At 67.9% G+C, this 9,357-nt stretch carries 14 protein-coding genes; 4 read left to right on the forward strand and 10 right to left on the reverse strand.

The genetic code is table 11. The features are described from left to right. Positions 1 to 98: 98 nt before the first annotated feature. The 3 genes from WEB06_08430 to WEB06_08440 form a co-directional block, all read right to left on the reverse strand. On the reverse strand, positions 99 to 503 hold the full coding sequence (locus WEB06_08430; protein ID MEX2555644.1) for a PIN domain-containing protein: 405 nt from the start codon (positions 501 to 503) through the stop codon (positions 99 to 101). Next, the gene (locus tag WEB06_08435) at positions 500 to 748 is read right to left on the reverse strand and encodes an AbrB/MazE/SpoVT family DNA-binding domain-containing protein (GenBank protein MEX2555645.1); all 249 of its coding nucleotides are present in this window, start codon (positions 746 to 748) and stop codon (positions 500 to 502) included. Before WEB06_08435 ends, WEB06_08430 begins: the two co-directional genes overlap by 4 nt. Before the next feature lie 85 nt (positions 749 to 833). Further along, complete coding sequence (locus WEB06_08440) at positions 834 to 1,466, reverse strand: nitroreductase family protein (protein MEX2555646.1); 633 nt, start codon at positions 1,464 to 1,466, stop codon at positions 834 to 836. 92 nt (positions 1,467 to 1,558) lie between these two features. On the opposite strand from WEB06_08440, the gene WEB06_08445 reads away from it, so the two are divergent. After that, entirely contained in the window at positions 1,559 to 2,368 is an 810-nt protein-coding gene (locus WEB06_08445; GenBank protein ID MEX2555647.1) for an SDR family NAD(P)-dependent oxidoreductase, read from the forward strand. Here the strand turns inward: WEB06_08445 and WEB06_08450 are convergent. Further along, complete coding sequence (locus WEB06_08450; GenBank protein MEX2555648.1) at positions 2,365 to 2,898, reverse strand: thermonuclease family protein; 534 nt, start codon at positions 2,896 to 2,898, stop codon at positions 2,365 to 2,367. The two genes, WEB06_08445 and WEB06_08450, sit on opposite strands and share 4 nt — an antisense overlap. A gap of 49 nt (positions 2,899 to 2,947) precedes the next feature. Between WEB06_08450 and WEB06_08455 the strand changes: the two genes are divergently transcribed. Next, positions 2,948 to 3,346 (forward strand): RidA family protein, encoded by a 399-nt coding sequence (locus WEB06_08455; GenBank protein ID MEX2555649.1) that lies wholly within the window; start codon positions 2,948 to 2,950, stop codon positions 3,344 to 3,346. A 251-nt stretch (positions 3,347 to 3,597) separates the two neighbouring features. Here WEB06_08455 and WEB06_08460 read toward each other — a convergent pair whose 3' ends face one another. From WEB06_08460 to WEB06_08470, 3 genes are read right to left on the reverse strand one after another with little or no spacing between them, the layout of a single operon-like run. Next, positions 3,598 to 4,638 (reverse strand): aldo/keto reductase, encoded by a 1,041-nt coding sequence (locus tag WEB06_08460; GenBank protein ID MEX2555650.1) that lies wholly within the window; start codon positions 4,636 to 4,638, stop codon positions 3,598 to 3,600. Between the two features lie 2 nt (positions 4,639 to 4,640). Next, positions 4,641 to 5,111 carry a bacterioferritin gene (gene bfr, locus WEB06_08465; protein ID MEX2555651.1) on the reverse strand — a complete coding sequence of 157 codons (471 nt, stop codon included), beginning with the start codon at positions 5,109 to 5,111 and terminating at the stop codon, positions 4,641 to 4,643. Then, positions 5,111 to 5,344: a (2Fe-2S)-binding protein gene (locus tag WEB06_08470; GenBank protein ID MEX2555652.1), complete on the reverse strand. Its 234-nt coding sequence runs from the start codon at positions 5,342 to 5,344 to the stop codon at positions 5,111 to 5,113. Before WEB06_08470 ends, bfr begins: the two co-directional genes overlap by 1 nt. Before the next feature lie 74 nt (positions 5,345 to 5,418). On the opposite strand from WEB06_08470, the gene WEB06_08475 reads away from it, so the two are divergent. Further along, complete coding sequence (locus tag WEB06_08475; protein ID MEX2555653.1) at positions 5,419 to 6,981, forward strand: hypothetical protein; 1,563 nt, start codon at positions 5,419 to 5,421, stop codon at positions 6,979 to 6,981. Here WEB06_08475 and WEB06_08480 read toward each other — a convergent pair. Further along, positions 6,956 to 7,648: a uracil-DNA glycosylase gene (locus WEB06_08480; GenBank protein MEX2555654.1), complete on the reverse strand. Its 693-nt coding sequence runs from the start codon at positions 7,646 to 7,648 to the stop codon at positions 6,956 to 6,958. The two genes, WEB06_08475 and WEB06_08480, sit on opposite strands and share 26 nt — an antisense overlap. Positions 7,649 to 7,720: 72 nt before the next feature. On the opposite strand from WEB06_08480, the gene WEB06_08485 reads away from it, so the two are divergent. Further along, the gene (locus WEB06_08485; GenBank protein ID MEX2555655.1) at positions 7,721 to 7,972 is read left to right on the forward strand and encodes a hypothetical protein; all 252 of its coding nucleotides are present in this window, start codon (positions 7,721 to 7,723) and stop codon (positions 7,970 to 7,972) included. A 112-nt stretch (positions 7,973 to 8,084) separates the two neighbouring features. On the opposite strand, the gene WEB06_08490 is transcribed toward WEB06_08485, so the two are convergent. Together WEB06_08490 and WEB06_08495 are read right to left on the reverse strand one after the other, a co-directional pair. Further along, positions 8,085 to 9,023, reverse strand: a complete 939-nt coding sequence (locus WEB06_08490) for a kelch repeat-containing protein (protein MEX2555656.1) — start codon at positions 9,021 to 9,023, stop codon at positions 8,085 to 8,087. Beyond that, on the reverse strand, positions 9,020 to 9,357 hold a 338-nt coding region (locus tag WEB06_08495; protein ID MEX2555657.1), incomplete at its 5' end, for a sigma-70 family RNA polymerase sigma factor. The genes WEB06_08495 and WEB06_08490, both read right to left, overlap by 4 nt.

A 9,357-nucleotide genomic window follows, 5' to 3' on the forward strand; every position in this document is an offset into this window, starting at 1 on the left:
AGTAAACCTCTTCTCCACGCCCGGAAGGATACGAGGGGGGTGAGACGATTACATCGGCGTGATTCGGCCTAACGATCCGGTCGAGGGATCAGCGCCGCTCAGGACGGGTCGATCAGGTCCAGGCTCGGGTAGTAGGTTCGGTAGCGTGAGGCGTCCCGGGTCAGGAGGCGGTATCCGGCGACGGCCGCGTGGGCGCCGATGTAGAAGTCGGGAAGCGGACTGGACCGACGCCCGCCGCGCCGGCGGTAGGCCAGGAATGCCTTTCCGGCGAGAAAGCCGGCCTCGTAGGGCAGGGCCTCGCGGCGGAACGCCTCCGCAGGGAGGACCTCTTCCAGCTCTTCGATCGTCTCGTAGCGGATCGAAACCTCGGCATAGATGAGGGGGTTGATGGCCAGAGGCTCCGTGTCCGCCACGTTCGCAAGGGCGCTCGACGACCACTCGCCCCATCTCGCGTCCTCCGTTGCGACGTCGAGAAGGACGTTGCTGTCGACCAGAACGGTCACGGTTTTCGGGTCAGCGCCAGGATCTCATCGGTTCGCATGCGAACGGATCCCGTTCCTCGGAGCCGCCCTACGATCTTCGCTCCGCGGCCCCGGCCGGGTTCACCGTCGCGACGGGCGATCCGGACCGTCCTGCCTTCGACGATGAACTCGATCTCGGTGTCCGGCAGCAAGCCGAACTTCTCCCGGATCTCGAGTGGGATCGTCACCTGGCCCTTGGACGTCACGCGCATGATCGTTCTCCTCACTTCTTCTTCCTCGGTAAGAGTCTTACAAGTAAGACTACTACACGACAAGCGTCCGTCAACTCCCGCGATGGAGACGATCCAGCCGTCAGCCGCTGAGCCAGGCCCGATTCCCGTAGCGGTCGACGCTTGTGACCTCCTCGACCGGGCGACGCGTGGTCGGACCGTACCGACCGAGCGGCCAGCCGAGCGGGATCACCGCGATCGGCTCGACGCTGAGCGGCAGTCCGAGGATCCGCCGAGCCGCGATGCGGTTCCACAGCGGCAGCGTCGTCAGCGCGGCTCCGATCCCCTCGGCGCGGGCGGCGAGCAGGAGGTTCTGCACCGCCGGGTATATGGAACCGTACCGCGACGACCGGTAGATCCACGGCGCCTTCGGGATGAGCGCTCCACGGAGGCAAGCGACGACGACCACGGGGATCTCCGCGAAATGATCGACCTGCCACTGGACCGCGTCGATGATGCGGATCGTCTTGGCGTCGTCGCGCTTCACGCGCCGGCCGAGCGAGCTGTACGGGCGCCAGGCCGCGCGGTACTGCTTGCCAAGCGCGCGCTTCACCTTCGGGTCGCGAACGACGATCCACTCCCAGCCCTGCTGGTTACTCCCGCTCGGCGCCTTGATCGCGAGTCCCAAGATCTTCTTCAGCACGTCGTCATCCACCGGGTCCGTTTTCACCCGGCGAACGGCGCGCTGTGTCATCATCGCTTCGGCTAGCTCCACGGGGGCTCCCTTAGTCAAAATTGCCTCGAACCGGGAAGCTCGACTCTAGTACGGGCGACACATCGCACGCGCAGCTCCGGGAGGAGATGTCGATGAAGCTCAAAGACCGACGGGCACTCGTCACCGGCTCCGGCTCGGGGATCGGACGCGCCATCGCGAAACGGTTCGCCGAAGAGGGCGCCCGGGTCGCGGTCAACGACGTCGACGCGAAATCGGCGCACGCGACGGCCGACGAGATCGACGGTTTGGTCGTCCGGGCCGACGTCTCGGATCCCGACGCCGTTCGCGCGATGTTCGAGGTGATCCGCACCAACCTCGGCGGCCTCGACATCCTGGTGAACAACGCCGGCATCGCAGAGACGGCCGGCCAGGACCGCGAAGAGCTCAACGCGCGGTTCGAGGCGCGCGTCTCCGAGATCATGAGCGGCAAGCCGATCCAGACCCAGCTCGAGGTCATCGAGAACATGAGCGACGACGACTGGGATCGGATGCTCCGCGTCCACCTGTTCGGCACGTTCCACTGCACGCGCGAAGCCGTGAAGCTCATGGGCGAAGGGTCCACCATCGTGAACATGTCGAGCATCCTCGGGCTCGTCGGAAGCTCGGCCGTCCCGCATTACGCCGCGGCGAAGGGCGGGATCCTCGCGTTGACGAAGTCGCTGGCGCAAGAGCTCGGGTCGCGCGGCATCCGCGTGAACGCGATCTGTCCGGGATGGATCGACACGCCGATGACACAGCTGCTTTCGCCGTTCGTCCAGCAGATGGCCATCGGCCAGACGCCGCTCGGCCGTATCGGGACCGCCGAAGAGGTTGCGTCGGTGGCGCTGTTCCTCGCGAGCGACGACTCTTCGTTCGTGACCGGGCAGTGGGTGTCGCCCAACGGCGGCCTCGTGATCGTCTAGGACCCGACCGCCCAGAGTCCGCGCGCCGCGTTCCGCGCTTCGAGCTGGAGCGCCACGAACAGGTCGACGTAGGCGATATTCGGCGGGATCGTGAGGACCATCGCGTAGCCCTGCTCGACCAGCATCGCGTTGAGCATCTTCGCGCGAGCCTCGGCCGCGTCGCCGGTCGCCGGCGGTGAGATCCACACGTAGGCGAGCAGCCGCCCGTAACGGTCCCGCTCGTCCAGGTCGATCTCGAGATCCACGCCCCGGCCGACGGTCAGGATCGATGCGGTGTACCCGGCCGCTTCCTTGCCGAACGGCTCGTGCTGGGTGGTGCTCTCGGGCGTGTCCACGCCGATGAACCGCACCTTCTCCCGCGAGCCGTCGGTGAGCGTGAACCAGGCGGTGTCGCCGTCGACGTTCCGCTCGCCGACGGCTGGCAGGGTGCGCATCCCGGGCGCGTCGACGATCTCCGGCACCAAGCGGCTCCCGGCGCAGCCGGTCGCCGTCAGCAGTACCGCGAACGCGAAAGCCTTCGCACGAGACATCGAAGGCATGCTAAGGGTGGGCGACGACGGCAACGGGAGGGAGGGCGTGATGGAGCGGCGAAACGTCGGAGCGAACCGGCCGTGGGAAGCGATCGTCGGCTACTCCCGAGCGGTCCGCATCGGCAACCACATCGAAGTCAGCGGCACCGCGGCAGCCGGACCGGATGGGGCGATCCTCGCGCCCGGCGACGTCTACGGACAGACCCGAGAAGCGCTCCGCATCATCGGCGACGCGCTGGACGCGCTGGGCGGCTCGTACGCCGACGTCGTTCGCACCCGGATCCTGCTGGCCGATGCCTCGCGGTGGGAAGAGGCGGGCCGCGCGCACGGCGAGGTCTTCTCCGAGATCAGACCGGCGAACACGACGTGCTCCGTGAGCGGTTTCCTCGACCCGGCGATCCTCGTCGAGATCGAGGTCACCGCGATCCTCGCCGCCTCGAGCCGCTGAGCACGCCCTTGAGTTGCTGCTGAGCCCACGCCAACCGGCGGGTCGCCGCGGCGCGGCCGCTTCGGGATCGGGGGGCGGAACGGAGGTTCGCCACTTTCGCGCTCACCGTTCCGCCCCCTCCCCAGTCGATCCGTCCGTTGAGGCACAAGAGTGCCTTCACGGGCTCAAGCGGACAATGACGACGAAGGATGGTTTTCGTAGTCGCGACGGACTAGTCCGAGCACAAGGAGCGGATCGAAGAACGCGGAGCGTTAACGCCTGCGCGCCTCGGGAGCCATCCAGGGAGGGTCCCACCCGCGGTCGGATCCTTCGAGAACGGTCCCAGGCGGAACGATCTGATCGATCGCGTCGAGGGTTTCGTCATCCAGCCGAAGATCCGCGCCGGCGAGCGAATCCTCGAGTTGCTCCATCGTCCGCGGCCCGATGATGGCGCTCGTCACCGCCGGATGGGCGACGGCGAACGCGATCGCCATATGCGCCAGCGAGGCGCCGGCCTTCTCGGCCACGACCGCGAGCTCCTCGACCAGCTCGAGCTTGCGGAGATTCCCCGGACGGTCGAAGTCGAAGCGATCGGCGACGCGCGGGTTGAAGTTCCGGATGCGCTTCACGCGCGAGTCCTCGGGCGGCTCCTCCCCGCGGCGGTACTTGCCGGTGAGCCAGCCACCGGCCAGCGGGCTCCACACGATCGCGCCCATGCCGTGCCGCTGCGTGACCGGGAACACCTGTTCCTCGGCGTGGCGGGCGAAGATCGAGTACGGCGGCTGCTCGCAGGCGAACCGCTCCAGGTTCCGGCGATCCGAGACCCACTGCGACTCGACGATCTGCCAGCCGGCGAACGTCGAGGAGCCGATGTAGCGCACCTTCCCCTGCCGGATGAGGTCGGTGAGCGCTCCGAGCGTCTCGGTGATGTCCGTGGCGGGATCGGGCCGGTGGATCTGGTAGAGGTCGATGCGGTCGGTATCCAAGCGGCGCAGGCTGTTCTCGACCTCGCGCATGATCCACAGCCGCGAGTTGCCGCCCTCGTTCGGACGGGTTCCCATCGGGAAGTGGACCTTCGTCGCCAGGACGACCTCGTCGCGACGGCTCTTGATGGCTTTGCCGACGATCTCTTCCGACTCTCCAGCCGAGTAGGCGTCGGCGGTGTCGATGAAGTTGATGCCGCCCTCGAGCGCGCGGTCGATCATGCGGAGGCAGTCGTCGTGGTCGGGATTCCCCCAGGGGCCGAACATCATCGCGCCGAGGCATTGGACGCTGACCTTGACGCCGGTGCGGCCGAGCGGACGGTATTCCATCGTTACTCCCGTATCTGAGCAGCCAGGTAGTTCTGCTCGCCGACCTGGGCGATGAGGGAGAGCTGCGTTTCGATCCAGTCGATGTGCGCCTCCTCCTCGGGCAGGTGCGGCGCGAGGAACTCACGAGTGGGTTCGTCGCCGGCGGCGTCCGCCGCCTTGATCGCGTTCGTCAGGAGCTGCACGGCGTTCCGCTCCGCGTCGAGCGCGAGCCGCAGCTGTTCTTCGACCGTCTCACCCAGAGCCACGGCGTCGAGCCGTTGCACGTTTGGAACGCCGTCGAAGAACAAGACGCGCTCGATGATCTCTTCGACGTCCTTCATCTCGTCCATCGCATCCTTGCGGAACTTGTCGGCCAGCCGCTTGTAGCCCCAGTTCTCGCACATCTTGGCGTGGACGAAGTATTGATTGACCACGGTGAGCTCGAGCGTGAGAAGGTCGTTCAGCGCTTCGACGACCCGCGGGTCCCCTTGCATCAACGTCTCCCTTCGTCCGAGCCCTTGGGCCCCTTGGGACGGCCGGCGGCCATCTGTGCCGGACGATCCGGATCCCGGGCCTCACGGAGCAGTTCGTTGATCCCCGGATGACACGTTCCGCACTCGATCCCGGCTTGGGTTCGCTCGCCTACGGCAACGAGGTCTGTCGCGCCGCCGGCGATCGCCGCGCGGATCTTGCGGTCGGTCACCCCTCGGCAGAGGCACACATACACGTTCGTGAGCCTATATGAATCGTCGCCCGGCAGGCCCCGGCACGCCCGGCCCCGAATCAGACAGGATGAGGTCGATGTCCCGTCGCACCCCGGCGCAGGTGGTCTTCGTCGCGATCTTCGCGGTCACCGCCGCCGCCATGGCCGCCGGCATGCCGGACAGCCACACGCAGCCACTCCTCGACGGATGCCAGCGAAGTCAGTCGCTGATCCTCGCCGGATCAACCCCCGAGTGGGTGTACGTCCACTCGAACGACGTCCGCACCGCCCGGCTCGCCGGGGACAACACCGCGGGCCGGCGAACGATCGAAGGGACGGCGGGCACGGTTCGCCCTGCCGGCGAGGACATCTACCTGTCGCACGACTTCCACGACTTCAATCTCATGATCGACCCGGACCCGGCCTACGAGGACGTGCTCGGCTCGGGGAATCTCTGGCCGGGCGCCGAGGCCGGCGTCATCGAAGGCGAGTGGGAGGTCGGCGACATCCCACTGTGGGCGTGGCCTTCGAACGGCGACCGGGTTCGCGCGAGCGGCGACTGGACCTGGGACTGTGGCCACTGGGGCAACTCCGCCGCCGACCCGACGGGTCTGTCGCAACTGCTCGTGCTCGACCCGGTCGAGACGCTGCAAGACTTGATCGCGCCCGGAGCGATCCGCGGCGAGACGACCGAGCTGCATCCGCTGTACGAGGTGTCGACGTTCCATGCGAACGCCGCCGGGTTCCTTGCCGGCCAGCGGAACGCGACTCGTCTCTCGCGACTCGACGTATGGATCAACGGCTACGGCGGCGCCTCACATTCGATCGTGGAGTGCGCGCTGAAAGGGATCACCAACTGGGTCCTCGCTCGAGCGCTTTGCTCGCCGGTGCGCGACGTCGGCGGCCCCTACTCCTTCACCATCCCACCAACGCCGAAACCGTCCCCCGCTTCGCGTCTGGTAGTGAACCCGGTGATCGTGCACGACGAGACGGACTCCGCCCTGCGAACCGTCCCGGTGACCGCCGTCCCCGACCCGGCGACCGGTGCGGTGACGGTGTCGTTCGAGCTGCCGCACGCTCCCGCGCCGCAGCGCTTCGGGATCACCGTCGAGGCGGGTTGGACGAAGGACGTCGCCGCCGTTCGTCACCGCATCTCGTTGGACAGCATCCACATCGAACGCTCTCTCGACGGCGCCAGCGAGCCGAACCTGAACCCGGCCGGCGCGGCCGGCGAGCAGACGCCCGAGCCCGGGGACTGGGTCCTCTACGCGAGCGCCGGCGGCAGCTGGATCCGGCTCCCCCTCTACGAGGTCACCGACGATCAGACGATCCCGCTGGGTATCACGTTCGATCTGTGGCTCCCGCCGGGCGTCACACCGAAGCTCTACGTCAGCGGGCACGAGTGCGACGAGCCGCTCATGGACTGCCGCAGAGAGGCGTACGGCGCCGTCGCGCAGCCGCTCGAGTTCCTCGAGCTCGGGTTCAACGATCGCCCCGGACGCATCGAGCATCTCGGCGCCGGGGTCCCGCTCGTCGCGGGAACGAACTCGTATCACCCGGTAGCCAATCCCGATCCGGGCTCGGGATTCGAGGACTTCTCCGACGCGGTCTGCGGGCCCGACGCCTGCTACCAGCTCACCGCGACGTGGACGAGCGGCTGAGCCGCCGGGCATCCGAGAAGATCGCGTCGAGCATCGGCTCCGTCAGCTTCCCCGTGAACGTGTTCTGCTGGCTCGGGTGATACGAGCCGACAAGCATCCAGGGCCCGACCTCTGCGCGGACGCCGTGACCGAAGCGCGGCTTCGGCCTGAGCTTGTGCTCGAGCGAGCCCGCCGCGCGCAGGAAGCCGTCCCACGCGAACGAGCCGAGCGCGACGACGACGCGGACCTGATCGAGGAGGCGGATCTCGCGCACAAGGTACTCGAGGCAGTTGTCCCGCTCTTGGGGGATCGGCTTATTGCCGGGCGGCGCGCAGCGCACCACCGCAGCGATGTACGCGCCGCGCAGGCGGAGCCCGTCGTCCGCGGAGGTGCTCGCCGGCTGGTTGGCGAACCCGGCTCGGTGGAGCGCGCGGTACAGCCACTCGCCGGAGCGGTCGCCGGTGAAGGCGCGGCCGGTGCGGTTTCCCCCGTGCGCCGCCGGCGCGAGCCCAACGATGAGCAGCCGCGCGTCGGGATCGCCGAAACCGGGCACCGGACGCGCCCAGTAGCGCTCACCGCGATACCGGGCCGGTGCCTCGCGGGCGGCCTGCTCACGCCAGGCCACGAGCCGCGGACAGCGAAGGCATCCGACGACCTCGGCGGAGACGCGCTGGAGCGAATCGGACATCGCCCCAGGGTAGGGCACGTCGCCGATTGAGCGTCCGTCACGCGGGGAAGGAAGCGTACGGAGGTGATCGAGATGCGACTCAGGCTGGGACTAGCAGTGGGCTTCGCAGCGGGATACGTCCTGGGTGCGAAGGCCGGGCATCAGCGCTACGAGCAGATCGAGCAGATGACCCGAAAGATCTGGGAATCGCAGCAGGCGGAGAAGCTCCGGGCGGAGATCGGGCAGAAGCTCCCGGATGCCGTCACTGCCGCAGCGCACAAGGTCGGCGAGCTCCGTCACCGCAACGGCGAGGACGTCGTCATGCCGGCGGCGTTCCCGGCGTAAGCGCGCCGCCGCCGCCGGCGAGGGCCAAGGATGCTCTTCAAGTGTGTCTGACAAGACGACGTCAACTTGTCTGACATCGCTCCGGAGCACTTTCGGGGAACGGCTTAGCCGTTCATCCGATCGCGAGCACTTGGCACACACGCGTCGGCGCGAGCCCGACCTTGTCGCCACCAACGAACGCGTACACGTCGGCGCCCACCGTCGCGAGCCCCACGCCGTGGACCGGCACCGCGAGGTCTGGTAGCCGGGTCCACCTTCGGGCTGCCGGGTCGTAGGCCTCCACCTCGGGGAAGATCCTCGGTCCTTCACCGCCTGCCGAGATCACACGACCCGCAGCGAAAGCAGCACCGTTGCCGCTCCGCGCCGTCGGCATGTCCGGGTGTTTCGACCAGCGGTCGGCCGCCGGGTCGTACACCTCGGACGTGCCGAAGTGCGCACCGCCTCGACGTCCGCCCACCGCGAAGAGCAGCGAGCCTTGCGTCGCCGCCCCCAAGTGATCCCGGAGGGTCGGAATGGGCGTGCCGTCGTGCCAGGCGCCTTCGTCAAGTATCTCGACGGGTCCCACGTGCCGATCGCCGTCGATACCACCCACCACGACGATGCGTCCCCCGACACTTGCCGCGGCTCCCGCTCCTCGAGGCCGGCGGAGCGGCGGCCCTTCACGCCACCGTCCATCCTCCAGGATGAACACGTCCCGGATGGCGGACCCGCCCCGCGATATGGCGAATCCGCCCATCACGAACAGCCTGCCACCTTGCTCCGCGGCCATCGCGTGGTGGACGGCCAGTGGAAGCGGCGGACCGGTCGTCCACGAGTCCGAGGCCGGATCGTAGATCTCGACGGCTGCGGTTGCTCCATTCGATACGAGCCCTCCGATCACGTAGATCTTCTCGCCGACCACCGCCGCTGCTACCTCCTGGCGCTCGGTGGGCGCGTCCGCGATCCGCCCCCATGCGGGCGGCGTCTGCGTCCCGCCGTCGTCCGTACACGCCCCGAACACCAGCACGGCCGCCCCGAAGGCGGCCGCCAGGCGAACGATCCGCCCGTTCATTCCAGGTAGTCTCTCAGCTTCTGCGACCGGCTCGGGTGACGCAGCTTCGACAGCGTCTTCGATTCGATCTGTCGGATCCGCTCGCGGGTCACGCCGAACTCCTGCCCGACCTCCTCGAGCGTTCGCTGGTGGCCGTCGATCAGCCCGAACCGCAGCTCGATGACTTTCTTCTCTCGGTTCGACAACGAGTGCAGAACGGACTCGAGCTGTTCCTGCAGCAGGATGAACGAGGCCGCGTCGACGGGAACGATCGCGTCGGCGTCCTCGATGAAGTCTCCGAGGTGCGAGTCCTCTTCCTCGCCGATCGGCGTCTCGAGCGACACCGGCTCCTGCG

The sequence above is a fragment of the Actinomycetota bacterium genome, assembly GCA_040905475.1.
In the GTDB taxonomy this organism is placed as follows: domain Bacteria; phylum Actinomycetota; class AC-67; order AC-67; family AC-67; genus DATFGK01.

What these genes read in the sequence shown, in the direction of transcription:
- bfr (MEX2555651.1), bottom strand. Translation starts at nt 5,111, where the DNA reads ATGCAAGGGGACCCGCGGGTCGTCGAAGCGCTGAACGACCTTCTCACG.
- WEB06_08450 (MEX2555648.1), bottom strand. Translation starts at nt 2,898, where the DNA reads ATGTCTCGTGCGAAGGCTTTCGCGTTCGCGGTACTGCTGACGGCGACC.
- WEB06_08490 (MEX2555656.1), bottom strand. Translation starts at nt 9,023, where the DNA reads ATGAACGGGCGGATCGTTCGCCTGGCGGCCGCCTTCGGGGCGGCCGTG.
- WEB06_08485 (MEX2555655.1), top strand. Translation starts at nt 7,721, where the DNA reads ATGCGACTCAGGCTGGGACTAGCAGTGGGCTTCGCAGCGGGATACGTC.
- WEB06_08480 (MEX2555654.1), bottom strand. Translation starts at nt 7,648, where the DNA reads ATGTCCGATTCGCTCCAGCGCGTCTCCGCCGAGGTCGTCGGATGCCTT.
- WEB06_08475 (MEX2555653.1), top strand. Translation starts at nt 5,419, where the DNA reads ATGTCCCGTCGCACCCCGGCGCAGGTGGTCTTCGTCGCGATCTTCGCG.
- WEB06_08460 (MEX2555650.1), bottom strand. Translation starts at nt 4,638, where the DNA reads ATGGAATACCGTCCGCTCGGCCGCACCGGCGTCAAGGTCAGCGTCCAA.
- WEB06_08445 (MEX2555647.1), top strand. Translation starts at nt 1,559, where the DNA reads ATGAAGCTCAAAGACCGACGGGCACTCGTCACCGGCTCCGGCTCGGGG.
- WEB06_08455 (MEX2555649.1), top strand. Translation starts at nt 2,948, where the DNA reads ATGGAGCGGCGAAACGTCGGAGCGAACCGGCCGTGGGAAGCGATCGTC.